Origin of the sequence: uncultured Oscillibacter sp., from assembly GCF_910579365.1 — a bacterium.
GTDB lineage: Bacteria > Bacillota > Clostridia > Oscillospirales > Oscillospiraceae > Oscillibacter.
In genome coordinates, this window is record NZ_CAJTUX010000025.1 from 1 (window position 1) to 25,372 (window position 25,372).

Annotated in this window: 19 protein-coding genes; 7 read left to right on the forward strand and 12 right to left on the reverse strand. The window is 63.9% G+C overall.

The window, feature by feature from the left end; genetic code table 11:
- Positions 1-52 precede the first annotated feature (52 nt).
- The 6 genes from QZ329_RS07860 to QZ329_RS07885 all read left to right on the forward strand — a co-directional run bounded on the left by QZ329_RS07860 (position 53) and on the right by QZ329_RS07885 (position 8,490).
- A complete protein-coding gene (locus QZ329_RS07860; RefSeq protein ID WP_295750803.1) occupies positions 53-1,366 on the forward strand; it encodes a response regulator transcription factor in 1,314 nt (437 codons plus the stop codon).
- Positions 1,363-2,466: a hypothetical protein gene (locus QZ329_RS07865; protein WP_295750736.1), complete on the forward strand. Its 1,104-nt coding sequence runs from the start codon at positions 1,363-1,365 to the stop codon at positions 2,464-2,466. The genes QZ329_RS07860 and QZ329_RS07865 overlap by 4 nt, the downstream gene beginning before the upstream one ends.
- 96 nt (positions 2,467-2,562) lie before the next feature.
- Positions 2,563-4,377, forward strand: coding sequence for a sensor histidine kinase (locus QZ329_RS07870; RefSeq protein ID WP_295750738.1), 1,815 nt, complete (start codon positions 2,563-2,565; stop codon positions 4,375-4,377).
- Positions 4,374-5,297: a substrate-binding domain-containing protein gene (locus QZ329_RS07875; RefSeq protein WP_295750740.1), complete on the forward strand. Its 924-nt coding sequence runs from the start codon at positions 4,374-4,376 to the stop codon at positions 5,295-5,297. Before QZ329_RS07870 ends, QZ329_RS07875 begins: the two co-directional genes overlap by 4 nt.
- Entirely contained in the window at positions 5,242-6,321 is a 1,080-nt protein-coding gene (locus QZ329_RS07880) for a galactose ABC transporter substrate-binding protein (RefSeq protein ID WP_295750741.1), read from the forward strand. Before QZ329_RS07875 ends, QZ329_RS07880 begins: the two co-directional genes overlap by 56 nt.
- Before the next feature lie 174 nt (positions 6,322-6,495).
- On the forward strand, positions 6,496-8,490 hold the full coding sequence (locus tag QZ329_RS07885; RefSeq protein ID WP_295750743.1) for an S-layer homology domain-containing protein: 1,995 nt from the start codon (positions 6,496-6,498) through the stop codon (positions 8,488-8,490).
- A 67-nt stretch (positions 8,491-8,557) separates the two neighbouring features.
- Here the strand turns inward: QZ329_RS07885 and QZ329_RS07890 are convergent, their stop codons facing one another.
- The 12 genes from QZ329_RS07890 to QZ329_RS07945 all read right to left on the reverse strand — a co-directional run bounded on the left by QZ329_RS07890 (position 8,558) and on the right by QZ329_RS07945 (position 23,990).
- The gene (locus QZ329_RS07890; RefSeq protein ID WP_295750745.1) at positions 8,558-10,867 is read right to left on the reverse strand and encodes a M15 family metallopeptidase; all 2,310 of its coding nucleotides are present in this window, start codon (positions 10,865-10,867) and stop codon (positions 8,558-8,560) included.
- Positions 10,868-10,888: 21 nt separating this feature from the next.
- Complete coding sequence (locus QZ329_RS07895) at positions 10,889-11,632, reverse strand: hypothetical protein (protein WP_295750747.1); 744 nt, start codon at positions 11,630-11,632, stop codon at positions 10,889-10,891.
- A 26-nt stretch (positions 11,633-11,658) separates the two neighbouring features.
- Complete coding sequence (locus QZ329_RS07900) at positions 11,659-13,182, reverse strand: S-layer homology domain-containing protein (protein WP_295750749.1); 1,524 nt, start codon at positions 13,180-13,182, stop codon at positions 11,659-11,661.
- Positions 13,183-13,257: 75 nt separating this feature from the next.
- Positions 13,258-14,616 (reverse strand): hypothetical protein, encoded by a 1,359-nt coding sequence (locus tag QZ329_RS07905; RefSeq protein WP_295750751.1) that lies wholly within the window; start codon positions 14,614-14,616, stop codon positions 13,258-13,260.
- 77 nt (positions 14,617-14,693) lie between these two features.
- Positions 14,694-15,992: an MBOAT family O-acyltransferase gene (locus QZ329_RS07910; protein WP_295750753.1), complete on the reverse strand. Its 1,299-nt coding sequence runs from the start codon at positions 15,990-15,992 to the stop codon at positions 14,694-14,696.
- A gap of 514 nt (positions 15,993-16,506) precedes the next feature.
- Positions 16,507-17,694, reverse strand: a complete 1,188-nt coding sequence (locus QZ329_RS07915; RefSeq protein ID WP_295750756.1) for a 4-hydroxybutyrate dehydrogenase — start codon at positions 17,692-17,694, stop codon at positions 16,507-16,509.
- A gap of 157 nt (positions 17,695-17,851) precedes the next feature.
- Positions 17,852-18,823: a transketolase C-terminal domain-containing protein gene (locus QZ329_RS07920; RefSeq protein ID WP_295750759.1), complete on the reverse strand. Its 972-nt coding sequence runs from the start codon at positions 18,821-18,823 to the stop codon at positions 17,852-17,854.
- 15 nt (positions 18,824-18,838) lie between these two features.
- A complete protein-coding gene (locus QZ329_RS07925) occupies positions 18,839-19,672 on the reverse strand; it encodes a transketolase (RefSeq protein WP_295750762.1) in 834 nt (277 codons plus the stop codon).
- 263 nt (positions 19,673-19,935) lie between these two features.
- Positions 19,936-21,504 carry a phosphoglycerate mutase (2,3-diphosphoglycerate-independent) gene (locus QZ329_RS07930; protein ID WP_295750765.1) on the reverse strand — a complete coding sequence of 523 codons (1,569 nt, stop codon included), beginning with the start codon at positions 21,502-21,504 and terminating at the stop codon, positions 19,936-19,938.
- An 82-nt stretch (positions 21,505-21,586) separates the two neighbouring features.
- Entirely contained in the window at positions 21,587-22,363 is a 777-nt protein-coding gene (locus tag QZ329_RS07935) for an HAD family hydrolase (RefSeq protein WP_295750768.1), read from the reverse strand.
- Between the two features lie 138 nt (positions 22,364-22,501).
- Positions 22,502-23,239: an HAD family hydrolase gene (locus QZ329_RS07940; protein ID WP_295750771.1), complete on the reverse strand. Its 738-nt coding sequence runs from the start codon at positions 23,237-23,239 to the stop codon at positions 22,502-22,504.
- A gap of 16 nt (positions 23,240-23,255) precedes the next feature.
- On the reverse strand, positions 23,256-23,990 hold the full coding sequence (locus tag QZ329_RS07945) for an HAD family hydrolase (protein ID WP_295750774.1): 735 nt from the start codon (positions 23,988-23,990) through the stop codon (positions 23,256-23,258).
- A 337-nt stretch (positions 23,991-24,327) separates the two neighbouring features.
- Here QZ329_RS07945 and QZ329_RS07950 point away from each other — a divergent pair, with 337 nt between their 5' ends.
- Positions 24,328-25,332 carry a LacI family DNA-binding transcriptional regulator gene (locus tag QZ329_RS07950; RefSeq protein ID WP_295750777.1) on the forward strand — a complete coding sequence of 335 codons (1,005 nt, stop codon included), beginning with the start codon at positions 24,328-24,330 and terminating at the stop codon, positions 25,330-25,332.
- Positions 25,333-25,372: the final 40 nt, after the last annotated feature.

Below are 25,372 nucleotides of genomic sequence, written 5' to 3' on the forward strand. Positions count from 1 at the left end.
CTACACGTACTGACACACTCTTTCCCTACACGACGCTCTTCCGATCTTGGGGGTGTCCGAGTATATTTTAAAGCCCATCAACGCCCCGGAGCTGGTGCAGGTGCTGGAAAAACTCCGGGAGCAGCTGGACCGGCAGCGGCTGGAGCGCCGGGATATGGAGACCCTGCGCCGGAGGTATGAGGAGAGCCTGCCGGTGCTGCGGGAGCTGTTCTACACCCGGCTTTTGAGCGGCCAGCTCCGCCCCGATCAGGTCCAGGACCGGGCGGCCCGGTATGAAATCGACCTGCCGGAGGGCCTGTGGACCGCCGCCCTGGTCCATGTGAACGGCCCCGGGGACGAGGAAGCCCGGGACGAGCTGCTGCTGCTGTCCGTCCAGTCCTTCCTGGAAAAGCATTTTGCCCTGGAGGGCTGCTCCGCCCGGGTGGTACTGTACGGGGACATGGCGGCGCTTCTGGTCCGCCTTGCCGGCGGGGACCGGCTCTACCCCCTGCTGGAGGAGCTGGAGCGGCTCTCCCGCCTCTCCCAGAGCTATCTGGGCCTGCGGCTGACCACCGGCGTGGGCCTGCCCTGCCGGGGAGCTGAGGAGCTGAACCGCAGCGCCGCAGGCGCCCGGTCCGCCCTGGATTACCGGGTCCTGGCAGGCGGGGGACGGGTCATCTACATCGGCGACCTGGAGCCCCAGTCCGCCGCCGCCCCCTCCTTTGAGGAGGAGGACCAGCGGGCCCTGTCCGCCGCCGTGAAGCTGGGCACGCTGGAACAGGTGGAGGAGCTGGTCCGGGAGCTGATGGAGCGGCTGCGCCACGCGGGGCTCTCCCTCTCCAAGTGCGACCTGTTTTTGCTGGAGGTGGTGACCTGCCTGGTGCGGCTGACCCGAGCCGGCGGCCTGGCGGTGGAGGAGGTCTTCGGGGAGCGGTTCACCGGGGCCGTGTCCGTGGCGGACTTCTCCAGCTTGGATGAGCTGGGCCGCTGGCTGGGGGAGCGCTGCGGCCGGCTCCACGACCTGCTGGGCCGGCGGCGGAGCGACTCCGCCTGGCAGATGGTGGAGCGGGCCAAGGACTACATCGCCGGGCACTACACCGACGAACAGCTCAGCGTGGAGTCCCTGTGCGCCTATATCCATCTATCCCCTACGTATTTTTCCACCCTTTTTAAACGGGAAGTAGGGATGCCCTTCACCGCTTATGTCACAAAAGTACGAATGGAGGAGGCGGCACGGCTCCTCCGGGAGACGGACGAGAAGACCTACCGCATCGCCGAGGCCACGGGGTTCAGCGACCCCAACTATTTCAGTTATGTCTTCAAGCGGCATTACGGCGTCTCGCCCTCGAAATTCCGGGCGGGACAGAAAGGGGGGGAACGGCGATGACGCGGAAACGATGTGCGGCCCTGCTCTTGAGTCTGTGCCTGGCCCTGGGGCTGACCGCCTGCCGGAATGAGGAGAAGTGGGTGGAGGGTCTGGTGGTCGAAGTCCAGAGGGACGAGGCCGGTGACCCGACCGCCTTCGTTGTGGAGGACAGCCAGGGGAAACGGACCGGTGTGCGGCTGGTGGAGGAGACCCGCGTCTGGCCCAGAGGCAGCGGCAGTTGGACTGAGGAGGAGCTTCGGGCGGCGGTCCAGGCGGACCTGCGGGTGGACGCCTGGGTCTATGCCGGCTGCCACCCCTGGCAGGAGAAACTGGAGACGGCGGACGGGACCGTGAAAGCCTACCAGGCCGCCAGCGCTGTCGTCAGCGGCGAGCTGAAGCGGGAGGCGGCGACCCTCCGGGACGGAACGGCGGTGGATGTGCTGGAGTGGGACAGTTGGAGCAACTATTCCTACCGCTTGGCGGACGGCACGGAGCTGTTGGAGGTGGACGAGCCCCGGGGGCCGGCGGACTACTATGCCGGGGCCCCGGAGAGCTTCGCCGATCTCAGCGAGACGGCCCAGAGACAGGTCCGGCAGTACTACGAGGACCGGGGCCTGCTCTACGACGAGATGGACGCGCTGGAGCAGTGCTATGCCGCCTGGAAGGAGCTGGGGGAGGCGTACCGGAGCGGCCACATCCAGCAGACCGTGGCGCCCAGCGCCTCCAGTGAGCGGGTGATGTACTTCACCACGGAACTGACGCTGCCCCAGGAGTACGGAACTCCGCTGTGCACCAGCACCAGCTTTCAGGACGCCTTCGACCGCCGGACCGGGGAACGGCTGGAGGTCTGGGACCTCTTCACCGTGCCGGAAGCGGAGGTCCGCAAGCGCCTGCCGGAGCTGGTGGATTGGGAGCTCAACCCCATCATCTGCGCGGAGATGTCCCAGGCCCTGGAGCCGGAGTGGATTCGGTTCGGCCAGGGCGGTCTGACGGTGTTCTTCCCCGCGGGGAGCCTGCCCAGCGAAGAGCTGGGCTATCACGTCAGCGTGGATTGCGAGAACATTCCGGAGGGCTTCGTTCAGCCCTGGGCGGTTCCCGGCACCTGGGAAGCGGGAACCTAAAAGAGTCAGCGCCCAGGCATTCTCAATGCCGGGCCATGGCCCGGCATTGCTTTTCCGCGGAAAAGCAGGCCGCCTTGCGAGAAGGGAGGGAACCCTATGAACGTATTCCGCCGCCTCGCCGCCCAGTGGGGGGAGCGCTACCGCAAAATGAGCATCCAGATGGTCCTCTCCCTGTCCTTCACCGCCGTGGCGGCGGCGGGGATGCTGCTGATGAGCGTCAGCCTCATCTGGCGCTTTTCCTCCGCCAGCGAGCAGCTGGTGGCGGAGAACAGTCAGCGGGTGCTGGCCCAGGCGAACCTGAATCTGGACAGCTACCTCCGGCGGATGATGCGCATCTCCGACACGGTGTACTACCGGAGCATTAAGAATATGGACCTGGCGGAGGACGACCTCACCGGGGACCTGAGCCTCCTCTATGAGGAGAACCGGGACGACCTGGTCTCCCTGGCGGTTTTCGACGGGCAGGGGGGACTGGTATCCGCCGTGCCGCTGACCGCCCTGAAGCAGGACGCCCGGACGGCGGACAGCGACTGGTTCCAGGCGGCGGTCCGGAGCATGGAAAATCTCCACTTCTCCACCCCCCACGTCCAAAACATCTTCGACGATCCCGACTATCCCTACCGCTGGGTGGTGTCCCTGAGCCGCCACGTGCAGCTGACCCGGGATGGCGTCACCGAGGGGGGCGTGCTGCTGGTGGACATGAGCTTCAGCGGCATCGAACAGGTCTGCCGGGACGTGAGCCTGGGCAGCGGGGGCTATCTCTATCTGATCGACGGGGATGGGGAGCTGATCTACCATCCCCGTCAGCAGCTGATTTACGCGGGTTTGCTGGAGGAGAACAACCTGGCGGCCGCCTCCTACCGGGACGGCAGCCGCCTGGAGCGGTTCCAGGGGCGGTCCCGGCAGGTCACGGTGAAAACCGTGGGCTATACCGGGTGGAAGCTGGTGGGCGTGGCCCCGGCGGTGAGCTGGATGGCCTCCTCCCCCCAGCTGCCCCTCTTCGGTTTGACGCTGCTGCTGTTTTCCATCTTCCTGATGGCCTTTTTGAACTTCCTGATCTCCGCCCGCATCTCCGACCCCATCCGCCGCCTGGAGCGGTCCATCCGCAGGCTGGACAACGGGCTGGAGGGCGTGGAAATTGAAGAGGGCGGCTGCTATGAGGTGCAGCGGCTGAGCCACGCGGTAGGGTCCATGGTGTCCACCATGCGGCATTTGATGGACGACATCATCCGCCAGGAGGAGCAGAAGCGCCGCAGCGAGCTGGAGGTGCTCCAGTCCCAGATCAACCCCCACTTTCTCTACAACACCCTGGACTCCGTTATCTGGATGACAGAGTCCGGCCAGCAGAAGGAGGCCATCCAGATGGTCACCTCCCTGGCGCGGCTGTTCCGCATCTCCCTGAGCAAGGGGAAAAGCATCATCCCCCTCCGGGACGAGCTGGAGCACGCCCGGCACTATATGAACATTCAGCAGATTCGCTTCAAGAACAAATTCACCACGGTCATTGAGGCCCGGCCCGGCGCGGAGGAGCTGTATACCCTGAAGCTCATCATACAGCCCATCCTGGAAAACGCCATTTACCACGGCTGCGCCAGCGCCGAAGACGACGGCGTCATCCGGGTCACCGCCCGCCGGGAGGGGGAGGACCTTTTGATCGACGTGGAGGACAACGGCCTGGGCATGCGGCCGGAGGTGGCGGAGTCCCTGCTGGACGAGGACCGTCCGGAGGTTCGGACCAGCGGCTCCGGCATCGGGGTGCGCAACGTCCACCAGCGGATCGCCCTCACCTTCGGCATGGGCTATGGACTGACCATTTTCAGCGAACCGGACGAGGGGACGCTGGTCCGCCTCCGGCTCCCCGCCCTGAGCCGGGAGGAGGCCGGCCGCTGCCAGCAGGGAGAAGTGCTATGAAAGTGCGAGACAGCCGTTTGATTCAAATACTCATCCTGGCGGCCCTGGGGCTGGCGGTGATTTTCTCCGTGGTGGTTCCCCAGCTGTTCCGGGGCCGGAGGGACCCCCAGCTGCTGGCCCTGTCCGTGGTCCTGCGGGACACCGACAGCTGGACCGCCGCCCGGCAGGGGATGGAACAGGCGGCGGACGAACTGGGGGCGGAGCTCCGCTTTCTCACCCCCGCCGCCGCCAACGACGGCGAGGAGCAAAAGGCGCTGCTCCTCCGGGAAATCGAGGGCGGCGCGGCGGCGCTGGTGGTGGTCCCGGCGGCCCCGGCGGCGCTGTCCGCCGCCCTGGAGCCCTGGCGGGTGGTCTGCCCGGTGGTGACGCTGGAGTCCCCCATGGAGGGGGCCGCGGGAACGGTGGCTCCGGACAACGCCCTTTTGGGCCGGCAGCTGGCCCAGACCCTGCTGGAGGATTGGGACGGCGGAACCGTACTGCTTCTGGACGCCGCTGCGGACTGCACCGGCGTGACGGCGCGCCTGACGGCGGCGGAGGAGGAATTGAGGGCGGCGGGAGTCCCCCTCCTCCGGGGAGAGGAAGCGGAGGAGGAAGCATGCCGGTGGGTCATGGCCTTTGAGCCCGCCGTCACCCAACGGGCCGCGGAAAAAAAGGAGGCGGAGGGGCTGGACTTCTCCCTCTACGGCGTGGGGGCCTCCACCGCCGTCACCGCCCAGCTGGAGCGGGGGGCCGTTACCGCCATGGCCGCCTGGAGCGACTACGCCGCCGGGTATCTGGCGGTACGCCGGGCGGTGTACGCCGCCCGAGGAGAGGAGGGGGCGCTGTCCCCCCTGCCCTTCTCCATTTTGCGAGGGGAGGATATCTATGCGCCTGAGAACCAAAAACTTCTCTTTCCGGTCATGTCGTCCTCCAGCCGGTAAGCGGCGGAGACGGCCGGGCACGGCGGCGTCCCTGTTTCTGGCGCTGGCGCTTCTCACCGGCTGCGGCGGGGGGAAGGACGGCGGCCTGCGCATCGGCGTGGCCCTCTATACCCAGGACGACACGTTCATCTCCACGGTGGCCCAGAACCTGGAGCGGCTGGTCCGGGACGCGGAGAGCGAGACGGGACAGAAAATCACGCTCTTCATCGCCGACGGCCGCAGCAGCCAGACCACCCAGATGGACCAGGTGGACCGCTTTTTGACCCGGGGGTGCGACGTGCTGTGCGTCAATCTGGTAGACCGGACGGCGGCGGCAGTGGTGGCTGACAAGGCGGAGGCCGAGGGCGTGCCCCTGATCTTCTTCAACCGCCAGCCTGTGGCGGAGGACATCCAGCGCTGGGACCGGATTTACTACGTGGGAGCCAGCGCCCAGGAGAGCGGCGAGCTCCAGGGCCGGCTGGTGCTGGACGCGTGGCGCGGGGACCGGGAGCGCCTGGACCGCAGCGGCGACGGCGTGCTGCAATACGTCATGCTGGAGGGAGAGCCGGGACACCAGGACTCGCTCCTTCGGACGGAGTATTCCATCAAGGCCGTCACCGACGGCGGCGTGGAGGTGGAAAAGCTGGCCAACGAGACCGCCAATTGGAACCGGGCCCAGGCCGCCGCCCGCACCACCCAATGGATGGAGGAGTTCGGAGACCGGGTGGAGGTCATCTTTGCCAACAACGACGACATGGCCCTGGGGGCCATTGACGCCCTGGGGGAGACGCCCCGGGACTGCTGGCCCCTCATTGTGGGGGTGGACGCCACCGCTCCCGCCCTGGAGGCGGTGGCCGCCGGACAGATGTACGGCACCGTTCACAACGACAGTCTGGGCCAGGCGCAGGCCATGTTCCAGCTGGCGCTGGCCCTTTGGAACGGGGAGGACCCGGCACAGGCGGCGGCGCTGGAGGAGGGGCACTATGTCTGGCTGCCCTACCGGCAGGTGACGCAGGAGAATCTGGCGGAGTTCCAGAGGGAGTGAGCGCGGTCTCCGTCTGGAATCTGTTACGGAATAGGACTTGTTTTTTCCACAGGAGCGTGGTAGACTAGGCGGTTAGTAGGAGTGTACTCCACCGCTCCGGCGGAGCGGAACATGCCGGGACGTTCAAACGGCGGACAGCCCCGGAAACCATGAGGAAAGGACGCTGGATACATCATGAAACGAAAGAGTCAATTGCTGGCCCTGCTGATGGCGCTGTGCCTTCTGGCAAGCCTCTGCACCCTGCCCGCGGCGGCGGAGGGCGAGGAAAACGACGGAAACAAAACGGAAGTACCTACGGACCCGGACCCTAAGCCGGACCCCACCCCGGAACCGGAGCCGGAACCCACTCCGGACCCTAAGCCGGACCCCACCCCGAACCCTGACCCGGAACCTACTCCGGACCCTGACCCGGAACCTACTCCGGACCCTGACCCGAACCCCACTCCGGACCCTGATCCGAACCCCACTCCGAACCCTGACCCGAACCCCACTCCGAACCCTGACCCGAACCCCACTCCGAACCCTGACCCGGACCCTAAGCCGACCCCGACCCCGGACCCGACTCCGGAGCAGCCTCCTGTGACACCGGAAAAGCCTCCCGTTGTAACACCCACCGCCCCTGACCGTCCCGGCGTCAGCGACCTCACCTTCTCCGTGTCCAGCTTGGACTTCGGCACGCTGGAGAAAGGGACGAACAGCGGTCTGACCAAAACCTTCCAGATTACCAACAGGAACAGCAAGTACACGATGTACCTGAGCTTCACCAGTATCTCCGGCTTTACCGTAAGCGGTGTGCCCAATTCCCTGGCCCCCGGCGCCAGCGCCACCGTGACCGTCTCCATCAACAGCACCAAAACCACCGGGGACTTCAGCCGGACCCTTCAGATCACCGGGTACTATGAGGAGAACGGTCTGAAGAGCACCTCCCGGAGCTTCTCCCTCTCCATCTACGCCAAGGTGGCGGAATGGGGCTACTCCATCTCCGTCAGCCCCACCTCCAAGGACTTCGGCAAGCTGAAGGAAGGCTATACCGAGAAGGACGCCAAGGAGAAAGAAATCACCGTCACCATCAAAAACACCGGCAGCGACTACGTGCGGATGGACGGCGTGAAGGGCAATGACCACTTCACCGTCACCGCCGTCAAGAGCGAGTCCGAGCGGGTGGAATCCGGCAAAGAGGTGGACTATAAGATCGTTCCCAAGCAGGGCGTGAAGGCGGGAACCTACACCGACAAAATCGTGTTCCAGACCCGGGAGGGCGCCACCGCCGAGTTCAAGGCCACCCTCGTTGTGGAAAAATCCGTCGCCCCGCTGACGGTCAGCCCCTCCACCCTGGAGTTCGGCTTCGCGGAGGAGGGTTATACCCAGCCCAATCACCAGACCGTCACAGTGAAGAACAACAGCGACAAGACCGTAACCCTGGAGCAGCCCGTCTCCTCCTTCTACGAGTTCAGTCTGGTGACCAGCACCTCCCTCTCCGCCGGGGGAAGCACTACCTTCACCGTCCGCCCCAAGGCGGGACTGCCGGCCAACAGCTATACCGGCATCGTCACCCTCCGGGCCGGCGGCAACTCGGCGAGCCTGGACGTGCGCTTTGTGGTCACACAGAAAGTCGGCCCCACCTCCTTCAGCGACGTGGCCGCGAACAGCACCTTCGCCGCGGACATCGCCTACGTCAGCCAGCAGGGCCTGATGAGCGGTGTGGGCGGCGGACAGTTCAAGCCCCAGAGCCCCGTGACCCGGGGCCAGATTGTGACGATTCTCTACCGTCTGGCCGGGCAGCCCGCCGTCAGCGGCGCGGGCTTTAGCGACGTGGCCGCCGGGTCCTACTGTGAGAAGGCGGTGAAATGGGCCGCGGCCACCGGCATCACCAACGGCAACAAGGACGGCACCTTCTCTCCCAATAACCCCATCACCCGGGAGCAGCTGGCGGCCTTCCTGTACCGCTACGCCAACCACAAGGGCCTCAGCACCGCCGCCCGGGCGGAGCTGAGCCGCTTCCCCGACGCCGCCTCCGTCAGCTCCTACGCCACGGAGGCCCTGGCCTGGGCCAACGGCGCGAGTCTGGTGAACGGCACCGGCGAGGGCCGTCTGAATCCCTCCGGCGGGGCCACTCGCGGCCAGGCGGCGGCGATTCTCCACCGCTTCTGCACCAGCATCGGAAGATAACGCCGGGTAGCCGCAGGGCTCCTGAGACCAGATGGTCTCAGGAGCCCTGTTGGTTTTTGGAAAGGGGTCATTCCGAGGCGTAGCCGTCCTGGTCCACGGTGTAGCGCTTCCCGTCCACGGTGATGGTGATGTTCCGGAAGAAACTTCCGTCCTCGTCCCGATAGCGCCAGCCCTGGTCATCCCGGGTCCAGCCGCCCATGTTCACGCCCTTATAGAGATAGCTGGTCAAGCCGATGGCCTCCCGGGTCTCGTCGTCCTGGAAGTGCCACCACTCGGAGCTCAGGCCCCGCATGCCCGTGGCGGTCATATAGCGTTCCAGGAGCTTGGCGTTGTCGTTGTTCAGGTAGACTGCGGAGTACCAGCTGAGGTCGTGGATGGCGCTTTGCATCTCCAGCTCCTCCCCGCTGCTGATTTTCTCCAGCGTCAGGTCCAGAGCGATGCCCCGGTTGTGGGCGGAGGCCACTTTGGCCAGAAAACTGCCTAGTCCGAAGCGGCCGTTGTTGGTCATGATCTTAAAGTAAGTATCGTACGCAGGTTCCTCTTCGTCCTCCGGCTCATCCGGGACCTCCGCCGGAGCTTCCGTCTGGGCCGGGGCCTGGGGGGCCCCCGCTTCCAGGCTGCCGCCCTCGCCCTCCTCCGGCAGGGTGAAAAAGGGCTGGGAGAGGTCGGGAGATTCCGCAGGCGCCGCCGGCTGTCCCTCCGGGCCGGGCCCGTCCTCCGGAGGCAGGGCCTCCTGCCCCTCCGAAGCCAGGGCCTCTTGGGCCTCTGCGGCTTCCTCCTCCGCCTGCCGCTGGGCCAGCTCCTCCCGGCTGATTTTTCCTCCGGTCTCCGGGTCGATCAAGAACCCGTCGAAGAGGTCCACCTCCCAGCCGGTGACGGGGTCCAGAGCCTTCTCCCCCTCCTCGCTGTACACCAGGGCGGCCCAATCCAGCTGCGCGGCGGTGGTGTCGTAGAGGAAGCGGGTGGCCTCGTTGGGGCGGAAGGCCTCATAGATCTTCAGTCGGTAGCCGTCGGCCTCCGCCGCCTGGGCGGCGGAGAGGAGCTTCTTGGCGCAGGGATAGAGATAGGGCACCAGGAAGTGTTTGTCCGGGGTCTGGATGTACTCAAATCCAGAGACCACCTGGTCCGTAATCAGGGCGATGGGACTTTCGTGGACCTTGAAAACGGACCGATAGCTGTTGGTAATGTCATAGGAGCAGTGATCCCCCACGTATTCCGGCAGGTTAATCATGCAAAACCGGCTGTCCACATAGCCGTACTGGTCCTTATAGCGAACCTGGAACCAATCCCCTTTCTCCTCCAGGACGCAGAGGGCGGTTCCGCCGGGGATTTTCCCCAGGGCGGCGGACGCCTTGTCCGCGCCCTCGTAATAGGGCTGGTCGATGATGGGCCACACGGTGGCGTACAGCGGCGAGATGGAGGCCCAGAGCTCCACCTCCTCCGACGAGCGGACGCTGCCGTCCCGGTCCTTGGCTGCCACCTGATAGCGGTGCTGAGACCCGGAGATCAGACGGCCCACGCTGTGGCTGAAGCTCTCCGCGGGCTGGAAGGTTTCCAGGGTGCTCCAGCCATCCTCGCTCCACTCCTGGAGCTCATAGTACTCCCCTCGGGTTTCGTCCCACTCCAGGGTGTACATCCGGGGCTCCGTCTCCCGGAACACAAGGTTCAGATCGTCCCCCAGCAGGTCCTGCCGCTCCACGCTGATCAGATTCGAGGCGGGACCGCAGAGTATATATCCCTCTCCCTGGATTCCGGGCCGGACGCTGATGCGCAGAGGCTGTCCATAGCCGGGAAGGAGGAGGTCGCCCTCCCGGCGGCCCACCTCCAGCTCCAGCTCCTTGCCGCTGGTGGAGGCCGCGCGGACCGCTCCGCCGTCCTCCATGGAAAAGACCTCATAGAAATCCGGGGCCGCGCCCGCCGTTTTCCAGCGCAGAGTCAGCGTCCCCGGCCCCGGGGACCCCACCGCCTCCGGGGCGCTCAGCGCCGCAGGCTGGACCGACGCGCTCAAACTGGCGCCGGAGACCTGCCGGGTGAGCCCCAGGAGGTTCTTTCCCTCCGCCAGAATCCGAATCCGGACCTCCATGGGCAGGGCGAACTTCTCCAGCAGCACACCGGGAGAATCATAGTCCCTCTGAAGGCGGCTCTCGCCGCTCTGAACATCCAGGTGGTAGGAGACGGAGGAAAAGACCGCCGGGTCCGCCGGCTGCGCCTCGGGCCAGGTCAGCTCCATGCTGCCGTTCTCATTGAGGAGAACGCGGAGGTCCCCCTCCTCAAACGCAGGACGGCCGCCGCCGGGAATATAGAAATAGGCCGCCGCCAAGGCCAAAGCCGCCAGCACAACGGCGGCGGCTCCGGCAAGTAAAATTTTCCGGCTCATACAGTTACGCTCCTCCCAGGGTCAGAACACGGCGTAGACGGTCTCATAATCCGGCCCCTTCTCGGTATAGACCGTGAAGCCGTCGTAAAGCAGCTCGCCGTCCTCTCCGTCGATGACCAGACAACTGGGGGCATAATCGGAGGAAATGGGACGGCCAATGGCGGCGTACAGCTCGCTGACCGGGCGGCCCACCAGCCCCTCGGCCACAGCCTTGCGGTCCACTTCCGGCTTAGGTTCCGGCTTGGGTTCCGGCTCGGATACCGGCTCCGGTTCCGGCTTGGGTTCCGGCTTGGGTTCCGGTTCGGATACCGGCTCAGACTGAGGAGCGGACTCCGGCTTGGGGGCGGGGAGGTCCTTCGGCTTCTCTGTCTGGGCAGCCGCCGGCTTCTCCGTCTGGACAGCCGCCGGCTTCTCCGTCTGGGCGGGCTCCGCCGGTTTCTCCTCCGGCTTCGGGGCGGGGGCAGAGGTTTCCGCCTGGGCGGACGCTGCCGTCTCCTCCTGGGCCGGGGCCCCGGCTTCGCCGCCGCCGGGAGTCTCCGGAACGGCGGGGGCGGTTTCCTGAGGCTCCGCCTCCTCCGGGGGAGCTGCTTCCTCCGGGGGAACGGTTTCCTCCGGGGACGCCTCCCCGGCGGGCGCGGAGACGTCCTGCGGGTCCCCGGTGGCCTGGACGGGGGGAGCATCCTCCCGCTCCGCCGGCTGCCCGCCGCAGGCGCACAGGGCGCAGGCCAGCACGGCGCAGAGTACCATACACAGTAATTTTTTCATGGCGTTCGTCTTCTTCCTTTCCAGCCTCAGCTCTTGGGGCGCACATAGTTCCAGCTGTTCTTGGCGTCGTAGAATTTATAGAGGTCGATGTCAAAGCGCTTCTTCCGGCGGTAGGCCATCTCCAGCTCCGTGTCGAAGATGTAGTCCCTGCCGTCCATATTGATCTCCACCCAGCTGTGGGGAGCCCGGTTCTGGCCCACCGTGCCGCTGTAGATGACGGAGTCATAGCCAATCCAGCGGGAGAGATACCAGAAGAGGGAGGCGTAGCAATAGCAGTTGCCGTAGCCGCTGTTCAAAATCCGCAGGGCGTCCCGCTCCATGAAGTCGTGGGCGCCGAAGGCGTAAGGCGGGCGGCGCAGGTACTTGAAGGAATCCCGGGTGTAGAGGAAGAGGGAGCGGAGCATCTCCTCCTGGGTCTGGGAGGGCTCGGTGTGGGCCATGACGATCTTATGCAGCCAGGCGTCCAGCTCATTGTTTCCGGTGGTGAAGTGTCCGGCGCTGTTGAAGGTAAAGCTGCCCACGCTGCCGTCCCGGACCACGTCTCCCCTGGCGCTGTCATAGCAGTACAGCCAGCCGTCCACCAGCTGAAGGCCGTCCTGGGGGACCTCGGCCCTGGCGGTGTGAGAGGTCCAGAGCTCCGTTTCGCCGGAGGAACTGTGCTCATGGCCGACGGTGGCCTCGCAGACGTCGTAATAGTACCAGCTGGAGGGAGCCACATCCACGTAAAAGACGGGATGATAAAGGTCGATGTAGGCCCTGTCCGCCGTCCGGCCCAGCGCCCGGTTCAGCAGCACCGTAGCCGCCGCGCGGTTGATGGTCTCGTCCGGATGGAAGAGGCCGCCGTCCCCGCCCTGCGCCCAGCCATAGGCCCTGGCGGAGCGGATAAAGGGGGCGTTGGGGTCGTCCTCCGCCACGTCGGAGAAGAGCTCCGCATCGGTCCGGAGGGGGAAGAAGGAGGCGACATAGCGGGTAAACTCACCCCGGCTGACCTCCCGTCCCGGGTCCAGCCTGCCCTCGTCGGCCTCCATGACGCCCAGGTCAGCCATGGCCCGAATCGCCTCGGCGTACCACGCGCCGCCGGGCACGTCGGCATAGACCGCCGTGGAGAGGACCGGCTCCGGCAGCAGCCGGTAGAGCATCTGAGCCGCCTCGGCCCGGGTGACCTGCCGGGTGGGGTGGAAGGCGGCAAAAGCGCCGCCGCTGCCGTAAAGATAGGCCGTATGCCGGTCCACGGAAAGCGAGACACCCGCCAGAACCGTGTCCGGCCGATCATCCCGCTTCTTCCGGTCCGCCGGGGCCTGCGGTTCCTCTTTCGTGGAAGCGCTGCCCGCTCCGGAGGGAGGCGCGAGGCCGCCGTAGGGGTCGCCGGCGGAGGACTGATTGGGGGGGACGGGGGTATCGTCCCGGGGCGGGGGCGCGAGACCGCCGTACGCATCCTCCTGCGTTTGGCTGTAGAGCTGGGACCCTTCGGTCCCGGAGGCGCAGGCAGGCACAGTGGTCACCAGCACCACCAGAGCCAGCAAAAGCGCAGTCCAACTGTTTTTTCCCATACTTGTTCTCTCCTTCACTCTCGATTTGACCATCGAAATCCGCCGCACGCAAACGCGTACCCTTTACCGGAGGTTCTAAGAGGTCCCCTCCGGGCAAAACGCCAGCCCCAGGGGCCGGACGTCCTTTGGCAGATACAAACCGGCGGCGTCCCCCTCCAGGAGAAAGGCCTCATAATACTGCTGGTCTGAGGCCAGGACCAGCACGGGGGAATCCCGCCTTGCCGCCGGGAGCTCCCGGTTCAAGCGGTTGAGACAGACGGTAACCAGCGCGCAGCCCGGCAGGTCCTCCGACGGCTCCGCCGTGAAGTCCGCGCTGTCTTCGCAGACAATACATCCCTCCGGCGGTTCCCCGCCCCGGACGGGCGCGGGCATCAGGGGGACGTTTTGTATGAGATAGCGGATGTTCCGCTCCACCAATTCCGCTGCCACGAAGTCCGCCTCCCGCTGAGCCGTGAGGTCCAGCCGGTAGGGCATGGAGCGGGAGAACAGGGCGGCGTCAAAGCTGTCCGCCAGATAGGGATAGAGGTTGTTTCCAAAGGAGTCCCGGAACATCAGCAAAGAGCCCTCCCCGCCTCCGCGGGTCATGATGGTGAGGCTTTCCGCCGAGCGGATGGGCGCGTCGTACTCCACCGTCAGCGGCCCGCCGTAGAGCAGGTCCGTCTCCAGCCCGTCTCCGGCGGGATAGAGCATCTCGTAGAGATCGCCCTTGTGGGACTTCTCCGGGATAAAGGGGCCCGCGCAGTAGGAGGAAGAACGGCCCAGAGCGCCGTTCACCGCGTCGGCGGCCAGCGCCGCGCCCTTGCCATTCCAGTGGGAATCCGTCTGGAAGTACAGGTCCTCCTCCTGACCCTCGAAGACGGCGAACAGGTCCAGGTAGTTCACCCGTCCCTCCGCGGCCAGCTCCCCGGCCAGCCGCTCCGCGTTGCTGGGGGCGGAGGAGGCGGTGAAGCCGGGCATGTGCTCCGGATAGAGGGAGTTCTTGTTGGGCGCGATAGTGAAGAGGAACGCCGCCCCCTGGCTCTCGCAGTACTCCGCCATCAGGGCGAGGTTCCGGGCGGCGGAGAAAATCTCCCGTTCGGTCATGGGCTCCGTGCCAGCGTAGTCCGGCAGGGTATCCCCGAAGTACAGCCAGCCGTCCCGGCCCAGTACCACATTCTGGGTGATGGAGCTGTGAAGCCCCCGGGCATTCAGGGCGGACCAGGCGGTGATCATCTCCTGCCGGAGGAAGAAGTGGTCCCCCAGGTAGTCCTGCATCTGGGAGAGGTACGCGGCGTTCCAGGCGCCGTCGGCCTTTCGCAGAGCGGGAGCTCTGGAGAGGGCCTGATTTCCGCCCGCCTCGTTTTCCCCAAGGCCCGCCAGCATCCCCAGGGAGGGCGTCAGGCACAGCAGGAGAATGAGCGCCGTGAAGAGGGCATAGGCAAACTTCTTTTTCATGTCGGCACCTCCCAAAACGGAATAGTCTGGTGCGCGCGGCGCCGGAGCGGCGGCCCGGCGGCCCTTCTAAAGAACCGCTAGAACTGTGCGTAGATAAAGGGCTGGAAGCTACTGCCCGCCGCGGCCAGAAGACAGAGGGCAAAAAGCGCCGCCGCCCCCGCGAAGGAGAGGACGGTCCACACGCCGCCGGAGAGCCGCTTTTTCAGCCAGGGGCCCACCGGCAGGCTGCCCGCCGCACCGGCGGCCAGCGCGCACCACACCGCAGGGCTGATCCGCTCCAGCGCCAGCGTGGAGGCGGGAGAGAGGGCGAAGCCGGTGAACATGGCCCGGAGCACCACGGCCGCCTCGCTGACGGAGGCCGCCCGGAAAACCACAAAGCCAACGCACACGGCCAGCAGTGTGTAAACATGGCCGAGGAACCGGGCCAGGGGATTCTCCTGGAGCCTTTTCAGGGGCAGGGCGCTCTCCACCGCGGAGAGGAGGCCGTGCCACGCGCCCCAGAGCACGAAGGTCCAGCTGGCCCCGTGCCACAGTCCGCAGAGCAGGAAAACGACGGCCTTATTGAGGCACTTTCGGGGGGTCCCCCGCCGTCCGCCGCCCAGGGGGATGTACAAATAGTCCCGGAACCAGAAGGACAGGGACAGGTGCCACCGCCGCCAGAACTCGGTAATGGAAGAGGAGGTATACGGGTAATTGAAATTCTCCGGCGTCTCGAAGCCGAAGAGCGTTCCCAGGCCAATGGCCATGTCGCTGTACCCGGAGAAGTCGAAGTAGATTTGAAGGGTATAGGCGGCGGCTCCCAGCCAGGCCATCCGCCAGTCCAGCCCGGTTCCCAGGGCAAAGGCGCTGTTGACCACCGTGGCGGCCATCTCCGAGATGACGGCCTTTTTGGCGAAGCCCACGGTGAAACGCCGCAGGGCCCGGGCCGTCCGCGGGGCGTCGGGCCGGGGGCTCTCCAGCCCTTCGGAGAACTGCCCGAACCGGGCGATGGGGCCCGAGACCACCTGAGGAAAGAAAGCGACGTAGAGCAGCAGGTCGGAAAAGCGCCGGGCGGCGGCCCGTTCATCCCGGAAAACATCGATGACGTAGGACATGGACTTAAACGTGAAGAAGGAGATGCCCAGGGGCAGCAGCAGTCCCGCCGCCGGAAGCTCCAGCCCCCAGAGCCGGTTCAGGGTGCCGGTAAAAAAATCCAGGTATTTGAAGGCTCCCAGCAGCAGCAGGTGGAAGGCCAGCGTCAGAGTCAAAAGAGCCTTCCGGGCCCGAACCCGTCCCATGAAAAAACCGGCAGCATAGCTCACCAAAGCGGACAAGAGCAGGCAGAAAATCCCCTGCCACTGTCCGCAGGCGTAAAAGGCCAGACTGACGGCAATCAAAACGTATTTTTTTCGCCTCCCCCTGGAAAAAACCCGGCAGAGAAGCCACGCCGAGGGGAAAAAGAAGAACAGAAACGGTGCGGAATGAAAAGCCATACAAACACCAACTCCATGGTAAACTTCCTGAAACCGGGCGCTCTAGGTTGATTCCGCACTCCTGCGGAATCAGAAAAAATGTCGAATTTGTGAACATTATACACCCTCATGAAAAAAAGTCAAGGCGTTGCGCCGGCAACAGACTACTTTGGGTCGTTTTTTGCCGCGCAGAGGCAGGGCAGACAGCCGGACGCGCCTGTTCCCCGCCCTCTCCGGGGAGGCCGGAAATACCGGGCAAAAACTTCCTGCCGGAGGGGTGTTTCGCTCGTTGTCCGTATTATGCAGGCCGGTGGTTTTCTATGCTTGAAGACGTGCAGAAAGCAGCCGCATGACACAAAAGCGTCATGCGGCCGGGTCTTGGAAACTGTTTGTTGAATCCTTCCAATGGACTGCTTTGATCTTGAGGGGGCCTGCGCAATCAGAAGCACTTTCTGTAGATGGCTTCCTCGCTCTCCAGGTCGAAGGGATAGTAGGCGTTGGTCATGAGGCGCTGCTGGTTGGCCTCGACGGACTGCGGGAACTTCTTGAAGTCCTCCTCGGTGAAGCCGCAGTCCCGCAGGGGACGCAGGGGCAGGATGCGCTGGAGCAGGGCGTTCATCTCGGGGATGGCGTTCCTGGCCTCGCAGCCGAGAATCCGGGCCACCAGCTCCTTGAAGCGCATGATCTCGCCGTCAGGGTTCTTCTCGTCATAGTAGTCCATGATGGCGCCGAAGAGCATGTAGTTGCTCTCGCCGTGGGCCACGTGATAGGTGCCGCCCAGGGGGAAGCTCATGCCGTGGACAGGGCCGCAGCCGGCTTTCAGGAAGGCGATGCCCGCGTAGAAGCTGGCGGTGACGAACTCGTCCAGATACTCGAACCGGGCGTCCTGGCCCTTCTCGTCGATGAGCTTGAAGCCCTTGAGAATCATGTCCATGGCCTTCTCGCTGAAGAGCTCGGAGGTCATGGTCTTGCGGTGGGGGCTCAGGAAGGACTCGGTGGCGTGGACCAGCGCGTCAATGGCGGAGCAGGCGAAGGGCTTGTAAGGAAGGGTCTTGATGAGGTCGGGAATCAGGCAGACCTTGTTGGGGATGATGTCGTCGGACACCAGGCCCAGCTTCGTCTCGCCGCCGGTGAGCACGCCGTCTTTTTCGTCCTTCACAATCGCCACGGAGATGTTGGTGCACTCGGAGCCCGTTCCGCAGGTGGTGGGGATAGCGATAACGTCCTTTTCGTGCTGGACGGGGAAGCGCTTGAAATACAGGTTGTGCACCGTGTCGGGGCGCTTGCAGCCCAGCAGCTTGCAAAGGTCCATGATGGCCCCGCCGCCTACGGCGATGACCCGGTCATAGCTCTCGTAGGGGATGGCGTCGTACATGACCTGAATCATTTCCTCGCTGGGCTCGCCCGCGCCGAACTTCTCCTGGAACACGAACTGGCACTTGAGGTTCAGCTCCTTCATGAAGGGGGTGTAGATGAACTCGTTGGTCAGCACCACGTCCCGCTCGCCCAGCTTGAACTCCTCCGCCATGGCGGCGAAGGTGTCGAACTTGTACACGGTGGGGGCGAAGATGATTTCACGCTTGTCGGCCATCAGAGCGGCGGAAAAAGCGTCCATTTTCTGAGCCATAGTGAATCAGTCTCCTTTTGATTTTAAATTTGGAATTCGCGGGAAGGCGGGCCGGGACAGAGCCCGGCCCCTACACGTCTTTTTATCAATAGAAGAGGTGTAGGGACGGGCCTCTGCGCCCGTCCGTGTCCTTCGAGGAATCAGCCTCGCCGGGTCGTTATTTCCTTGCAATCGCCTTTTTGACGGCCTCCACAATGTTGGCCGCCCGCAGGCCGTAGGTGTCCATCAGGAACGCCTGGGGACCCACCTGGCCGAACTCGTCCTGCACGCCCACGAACTCCTGCACCGTCGGGCAGTTCTTCGCCAGGCAGTTGGCCACCACGGACCCAAGGCCGCAGCAGGTGTTGTGGTTCTCCGCCGTGACGATGGCCCCGGTTTCCTTGGCGGCCTTGAGCACCAGCTCCTCGTCCAGGGGCTTCCAGGTGAACATGTCGATGACCCGGACGCTGATTCCCTCGGCCTGGAGAGCCTCATAGGCTTTCAGGCTCTCATCCACCATGATGCCGGAGGTGATGATAGTCGCTTGATCTTTGTCACTCTCGTGGAGCACCACGCCCTTGCCGATCTCAAACTCGCTGCCCTCGTCATAGACCCGGATGACGTCCTTGCGGACAAAGCGGGTGAAGCTCACACCCTCGACATTCACCAATCCCTTGGTGACGCTGGCCAACTGGTCATAGTCGGCGGGGTCGATGACCGTGGCGGTGGGGATGCTCAGGTACATGGCCGCGTCCTCCAGGGGCATGTGGGTGCCGCCGTTAAAGGCCGCCGTCACGCCGGCGTCACTGCCCAGCACCCGCACGCTCAGTCCGGCGTACGCCGCGCTCATGTAGATCTGGTCATAGCACCGGCGGCTGGAGAAGGTGCCAAACGAATGGAAGAAGACCTTCTTCCCCGTGGCGGCCAGGCCCGCGGCCACGCCCGCCGCGTTGCCCTCGGCGATGCCCGCCTCGAAGGCCCGGTCCGGGTAGTTCTTCATCAGCATTTTCGTGTTGATGCAGCCCATCAGGTCGCAGTCCACATAGACGATGCTCTTGTCCTGGCCCATCAGCTCGTTCAGGGTCAGAGCCAGGCCGTCCCGGCACGCCCGGGAGTCCTTTTCATGCTTGCCAATCAGTTTCACATTCATCTCTCTCACCCTCCTTTAAGCGTTCTTAATGGCTTCCAGCTCTTTTTCGGAAGCGGCAATGGCCTCCTGCCACTGCTCCTCCTTGGGCTGGGAGGAATGGTCGTGCTTCGGCTCGGCAAACGTCGCGCCCTTGCCCTTGCAGGTAGTTAGCACGATGCAGCTGGGCACGCCCTTGGTGGATTTGGCCACCACAATGGCCTCGTAGATGGCCTTGACATCATGGCCGTCGATCTCCTGGGTGTGGAGGCCGAAGCCCGCCACCTTCTTCGCCATGTCGCCATGGGCCAGGATGTCGTCGGTCTTGCCGTCCAGCTGATAGCCGTTGTTGTCGATGAAGTAGATGATGTTGTCCAGCTTGTGAGCGCAGGCAAAGTGGAAGCCCTCCCAGACCTGGCCCTCGTCGGCCTCGCCGTCGCCGATGACGCAGTAGACATAGCTGTCCCGGCCGTCGATCTTATTGCCCAGCGCCGCGCCGGTGGCGGTGGAAACGCCCTGGCCCAGGGAGCCGGTGGTCAGGTCCACGCCGGGGGTCAGCTTACGGTCGGTATGGCTGGGGAACTTCGTGCCGGGCTGGTTCAGGGTATAGGCCTCCTCCATGGGATAGAAGCCCATCAGGCCGAACGTCGCGTAGGCCACGGGGCCCGCGTGGCCCTTCGAGAGCACCAGCCAGTCCCGGTCCTCCCACCGGGGGTTCTTCGGGTCGACCTTCATGACCTCCCCGTATAAAACCGCCATCAGGTCCGCCAGGTCCATGGACCCGCCTACGTGGCCGAAGCCCCGGCTGTGGATCACCTTCAGCGTTTCCAGACGGATCTGGGCCGCAAGAACCTTCAACTTTTTCTCGTTCATGGGTGTCGCTTCCTTTCCGTATTGTGTTGCGCATCGCCCCGGGACAGGGCGACGCACCGGGGACGGCGTCCCGCCGGAGAGAAGCCTTTTTGTCCCTCCCGGCAGAGCCTGTTCTCATACCTTATTCTACCCCACGGAAACCCTCCCCGTCAATGACAATTATATTTTTAACAAACTTTCTGCGTGCATTTTTCTTGTTTTGCGTGCATTTTTTTCATTTTGGAAGGCCGGGATATTTCCTCCCGGCCCTCCGCTGAAACTCGTTATTCGTATTGGGTTCCCACACCCTCGACTATGGCGTCATAGGCCCGCTTGACTTTATCGTAATTCTTGTCCCGGTCCAGAACCACGCCCCGGCCCACGCCGTCCACAATACGGCCCACGCCGATGGCCTCCAGCCTGGCGTCCGTCTCCGCCAGCAGGGCGGGCGCGGAGCCGGGATCGGTGGAGCGGCCGTCAAAGATGATGTGGAGATACACCCGGTCCAGGCCGTTGTCCCGGGCCATCTCGCAGATGTTCAGGGGATAGTCAATGCAGCCGTGGGAGGACTTGTAGGTAAGATAGGCCAGCAGGTGCAGGGAGGTGCCGTTCTTCTTGGCGTGCTCAATGGCCTGGAGGAAAATGGGATTCTGCTTAAAGCTGCCGTCCTTCACGGCGGCGTCCAGGCGCACGTCGTCCTGCATCACGCAGCGGCCCGCGCCCAGGTTGGAGTGGCCCGCCTCGGAGTTGCCGGCCTTGCCGGCCCCCAGGCCCACGTACTCGCCGGAGGCATGGAGCTTGGACCAGGACTGATTCTCCAGCAGAGCGTCCCAATACGGGGTATCGGCGATGTGAATGGCGTCGCCCTCGTCGCCGGAGCCCAGGCCCCATCCGTCGCAGATAATGAGGAGCATTTTCCGGCCCTCGCCCCAGGTCTTGCCGTCGCAGAGGGACCGGCCGTCCATCTCGGCGGGCTGGGGAACGCCCAAAACGTCCAGCACCGTGGGGGACACGTCGCCCAGGGAGCCGTCCCGCAGGGCGATGGGGCTCTTGTCGGCGGGATCGATCAGGATGAAGGGCACCAGGTTGGTGGTGTGGGCCCCGTCGGGCTTTCCGGCGGCGGTATAGAGCTTTTCAATATTGCCGTGGTCGGCGGTGATGGCCACCACGTAGCCCTTGCCCAGGGCGTCGTTCACCACCTTATCCAGGTACTGGCTCACATAGCCGCAGGCCTTAATCTTGGCCTCGGTGTTTTGCGTGTGGCCGATAACGTCGCCGTTGGCAAAGTTGGTCACCACGAAATCGTACTTGCCCAGGGCGTCCATAACGGTGTCCGCCACCTTGGGCAGGGACAGCTCGGGCTGCTGGTCAAAGTCGATGCCCTTGGGAGAGGGGATGCACACGTCGTCCTCCCCGGGGAAGGGATTGTTCTCGCCGCCGTTGAAGAAGAAAGTCACATGGGCGAACTTCTCGCTCTCGGCGCAGTGGAACTGGGTCTTTCCCGCCTCGCTGAGAACCTGGGCCAGCGGTTTCACCACCTTGGCGGGGGCGAAGGCGATGGGCAGGTCCTTGAACTTGTCGTGATACATGGTCATGATGACGAAGTCCAGGTCCCGGAGCATCCGGCGGTCCGCCTTGTCAAAGTCCGGCTCGGTGAACATCTCCGTAAGCTCAATCTCCCGCTCGCCCCGGCGGCAGCAGAAAATGGCCGCGTCGCCGTCGGCAATTTTGCCCACGGGTTTGCCGTCCTCCACCAGGACCATGGGCTCCAGATGATAATCGTCCTGTCCCAGCTCGTACGCTTTCTTGACGGCCTCCGCCAGCTGGGCGCCGCCGCGCTTCATGTCTGCCATATAAAAAACCTCCTATATTACTATGTTTTTAAAAGGGATGCCCCCCGCCCGGCGGGCCGCCGGGACGAAAGCGGGGCTGCAATCACTGTCCGTCTCCGGGCGCGATCAAACGGTCCACGGCCACCCTGCCCCGCTCCGGGAAGATGTCCAGCAGCTGGGGGAAGGTATAAATCTTGCCGTCGGGCATGTTCTCCTCCGTCAGCTTCAGGGCCTTCTCCTTATTATATTGCACCGCCACGGTCATGCCGAAGGCCACGGCCTTGGCGCCCACGATGTCCCGGTTCAGATTATCGCCCACGTAGCAGCAGTTCTCCGGCTGGGCCCCCACTTCTTCCATGGCATAGTAGTAGATGGCGGGACCGGGCTTGCGGATGTAGGTGACGGAGGACTGCTGAACCGTCTTGAAATAGGGCCGCAGGCCGTCGGCGTCCAGCCACTCGTCCACCTCCCGCCTGCCCACCAGATCGCTGATGATGCCCAGGGTGTAGCCGCGGGCGCAGAGCTCCTTGACCGTGTCCGCCCCGCCTTCCACCACCGTGCGGCGGCCCTTGGTTTGGCGGTACTGATAGGTCAGCTCGGCGGCGTTTTTCAAAATGCGCTCCCTGTCCATGTCATAGGCCAGCCAGCGGGTCCACAGGACCTCCTCCGGCGCCTCGCACATGAACTTCAGCGCCCATTCCCGGTATTTGTCATAGCGCTTGTCGATGACGTCGCTGAACCACTGGTTGGGGTTGTCGGTCTCCACGCCGCAGAGCTCTGCGATCTTGGCCCGGGCGGCGGAGAGGTAGGCAGGGTCCTCCTCAATGACCCGGAAGGTGCCCCCCAGGTCCAGGAAGATGTACCGGATATCGGTATTCATGCGTGATCAGCCTCCTACTGTTGTTTATAAATCATGTATACAGCGCTCCGCAGGAACCCAGCGTCCGCAGTTCCCGCGGGAAGAGAAAGGCGGAAGCGGCGTGAAGCCTGCCCAAAGGGCGGGCTTCACGCCGTGCCTTCATTTCAAAGCGGGAAGCAGGTCCAGAATCTCCCGGAAGTCGTTGACCACCGCGTCCGGCCGGTTCTCCTCCGTGAATTTGACCGGGTGCTTTTTCTCCGGGGAGGAGAAGATGATATTCGCCCCGATGCCGGCCTCCTTGGCGCCGGTGATGTCCCGCTTCACGTTGTCCGCCACAGACACGCAGTCCTCCGGCGCTACGCCCAGATCCTCGCAGGCGATGCGGTAAATCTCGGAACAGGGCTTGCGCAGCCCGCAGACCGAGGAGAGGATGACCGAATCAAAATACTGGTCCAGTCCGTCCTCCTCCAGCCAATCGGGCACCTCGTTCTCGCCGATGAGGTTGGAGATAATGCCCAGCTTGTAGCCCCGTTCGTGCAGTCCCTTGATGACCTCCACGCCGCCGTCCACCACGACCCGGCGGCCCTTGCACTGGCGGTATTGGAAGCTCAGCTCATGGCAGATCTGCCGGATGCGGGCCTGATCGTAGTCCGGCAGCAGCCATTTGCACCAGAGCTCTTCGTCATTGGACTCCTTGTTCTCCCCAAGGGCCCAGTCACGATAGGGCTCGTAGCGCTCCTCGATCATCTGATAGAACTCCTCGTAGGGCACGGGGGACCCAGCGATCTCCGCCATCTTCCGGCGGGCGTGCTTCATGTAGGGCTCCTCCAGCAGCGCGATGCGCAGCGTGCCGCCCAGGTCAAAAAACACCGCCTTGTAGCGCTTTGTCGTATCCATGGCCTTCCTCCTTATTTTAAGTACGGGCGGGGAAAATATCCAGCAGCTCGGACAGGGCGGTAATCACATGGTCGGGGGTGAACTCCCTGCCGGTGGCGTGCTCCGTGTTCAGCGTGTCCGGTTCGTCGATGCGGATCATCATGCCGAAGCCGGCGGCCTGAGTGCCCTCCACGTCCCGGACCGGGTTGTCACCCACGTAGGCGCAGTTGGCCTCGGGCGTGCCGATACAGCGGCAGGCCAGGTGGTAAATCTCCGGATTGGGCTTGCGGATCCGGACCTTGGAGGAGAGGATGGTGGTCTTGAAGCACTGGGCCACGCCGTCGGCGGCCATCCAGTCGGGAATTTCCGTCTCCGTGACGGTGTTGGCGATGATGCCCAGCGTATAGCCCCGGGCGCAGAGCTCCTTAATGGTCTCCACCGCGTCGGCCCGCGCCACCCGGCGGCCGTCGTGGTCCCGCCACAGGCGGGTGAGCTTGGCGGCGTTGGCAAAGATCATGTTCGGCTCGTACTCCGGCAGCATGTACTGGGTCCACAGCTCCCCCTCGGAGGCGTCCAACAGCGTCTCCTTGGACATCTTGCGGTACTTCTTCCACCGCTCCTCCAGCTTGGCGAAAAGCTCGTCATGGGTCTCGGTGGTGTGGATCAGCTCCATCAGGCCGGCCTCGGCCTTGTCGATGAAGTCCTGCTCCTTCAGCACGATGCGCAGCGTGTTGCCGACGTCGAAGAAAATCGTCTTGATATCCGGGGTCATAAGAAATTCCTCCTTCTATATGGTCCAGTTTCGCAGTCCCCTGAAAACCGCGTCCAGGAGACGGCAGGGCCGCCTCCGACCCACCTGTAAACGTTTGCGACCTTTTCTAGCTCATTCTATATGAAACAGCGGTCTCTTGTCAATATGCCAAACGCCGAAGAGTTTGATTATTTTTCGTTTTTCTGCCCAAAGATGGAAAAAACGCAGATTGTTGTTGACATTGCCGGAGAAATCAGATATTCTTTACTTGACAACCTGAACTGGCCATAGTTTGGCCGGTTTAAAAAATAAAGCGGAAACGTTTGCGATTTCTGCGGGGCGGAAAGGATAAGAAGCTATGAAAAGTGTAACCTTGAAGGACGTTGCCAAGGCTGCCGGCGTTTCTTACGCCACCGTTTCCCGCGCCCTGTCCGGAAGCCATCAGATCGGCAGCGACACACGGGAGCGCATCATCAAGCTCTGCGACGAAATGGGGTACACCACCAACTACGTCGCCCGCTCCATGGTCACCAAGCGCACCGGGCTGATCGGTCTGGTGGTCCCCTCCATCGACAACCAGTTCATGTCCGAAATCGCCTATTACGCGGAGATGAGCGCCCGAAACCACGGCTATAACATCATGCTCTGCAACTCCGGACCGGACCTGAAGCAGGAGAAAACCGTGGTGAAGCTTCTCCTCAGCCGTCAGGTGGACGGCATTTTAATCGTCCCCCAGAACCCTAAAACCTATGAGAATATCCGGGCCTATACCGATCAGGTGCCCACGGTCTTCCTCAGCGAAAACCTGCGGGACCAGCCCCAGAGCTATGTGGCGGTGGACAACAGCCGGGGCACCTATATCGGCACAAAGTATCTCTATGATCTGGGGCACCGGGATATCCTCTATTTCGGCCGCCGCCACACCACCACCCACCAGCTCCGGGCGGAGGGCTATATCCGGGCCTGCCGGGAGCTGGGGCTGACCCCCCGCTTCTTCAACAGCGAGCTCAGCCGCTCCTCTGTCACAGGCGGCTATCAGCTGGCAAAGGAGCTCTTTTCCAGGCCCGTGGACTACTCTGCCATCTTCGCCTCCACGGACTCCAACGCCCTGGGCCTTCTCAAGGCGGCGGACGACGCCCACATCGACATCCCCGGCCACCTGAGCCTCATCGGCTTTGACAACATCTCCTCCACCGCCCTGCCCCGGATCGAGCTGACCACTATGGAGCAGCCCAAGCGGGACATGGCCGTCCAGGCGGTGGATATGCTTCGGGACAAAATTGAAAACGGCACCCAGGGCTATGTGCATCAGATTCTGATGCCCATGCTCATCAAGCGCAGCACCTGCCGGGAGCTGCACTGACCCATATCATCAGGAGGCATGCCTCCATCAGGAAAGAGGG

Excerpts from the sequence above, each read along its gene's own strand:
- QZ329_RS07935 (WP_295750768.1), bottom strand. The coding sequence starts at position 22,363 with ATGAATACCGATATCCGGTACATCTTCCTGGACCTGGGGGGCACCTTC.
- QZ329_RS07905 (WP_295750751.1), bottom strand. The coding sequence starts at position 14,616 with ATGAAAAAGAAGTTTGCCTATGCCCTCTTCACGGCGCTCATTCTCCTG.
- QZ329_RS07900 (WP_295750749.1), bottom strand. The coding sequence starts at position 13,182 with ATGGGAAAAAACAGTTGGACTGCGCTTTTGCTGGCTCTGGTGGTGCTG.
- QZ329_RS07920 (WP_295750759.1), bottom strand. The coding sequence starts at position 18,823 with ATGAATGTGAAACTGATTGGCAAGCATGAAAAGGACTCCCGGGCGTGC.
- QZ329_RS07865 (WP_295750736.1), top strand. The coding sequence starts at position 1,363 with ATGACGCGGAAACGATGTGCGGCCCTGCTCTTGAGTCTGTGCCTGGCC.
- QZ329_RS07945 (WP_295750774.1), bottom strand. The coding sequence starts at position 23,990 with ATGACCCCGGATATCAAGACGATTTTCTTCGACGTCGGCAACACGCTG.
- QZ329_RS07875 (WP_295750740.1), top strand. The coding sequence starts at position 4,374 with ATGAAAGTGCGAGACAGCCGTTTGATTCAAATACTCATCCTGGCGGCC.
- QZ329_RS07940 (WP_295750771.1), bottom strand. The coding sequence starts at position 23,239 with ATGGATACGACAAAGCGCTACAAGGCGGTGTTTTTTGACCTGGGCGGC.
- QZ329_RS07925 (WP_295750762.1), bottom strand. The coding sequence starts at position 19,672 with ATGAACGAGAAAAAGTTGAAGGTTCTTGCGGCCCAGATCCGTCTGGAA.
- QZ329_RS07870 (WP_295750738.1), top strand. The coding sequence starts at position 2,563 with ATGAACGTATTCCGCCGCCTCGCCGCCCAGTGGGGGGAGCGCTACCGC.
- QZ329_RS07915 (WP_295750756.1), bottom strand. The coding sequence starts at position 17,694 with ATGGCTCAGAAAATGGACGCTTTTTCCGCCGCTCTGATGGCCGACAAG.
- QZ329_RS07890 (WP_295750745.1), bottom strand. The coding sequence starts at position 10,867 with ATGAGCCGGAAAATTTTACTTGCCGGAGCCGCCGCCGTTGTGCTGGCG.
- QZ329_RS07895 (WP_295750747.1), bottom strand. The coding sequence starts at position 11,632 with ATGAAAAAATTACTGTGTATGGTACTCTGCGCCGTGCTGGCCTGCGCC.
- QZ329_RS07950 (WP_295750777.1), top strand. The coding sequence starts at position 24,328 with ATGAAAAGTGTAACCTTGAAGGACGTTGCCAAGGCTGCCGGCGTTTCT.
- QZ329_RS07885 (WP_295750743.1), top strand. The coding sequence starts at position 6,496 with ATGAAACGAAAGAGTCAATTGCTGGCCCTGCTGATGGCGCTGTGCCTT.
- QZ329_RS07880 (WP_295750741.1), top strand. The coding sequence starts at position 5,242 with ATGCGCCTGAGAACCAAAAACTTCTCTTTCCGGTCATGTCGTCCTCCA.
- QZ329_RS07930 (WP_295750765.1), bottom strand. The coding sequence starts at position 21,504 with ATGGCAGACATGAAGCGCGGCGGCGCCCAGCTGGCGGAGGCCGTCAAG.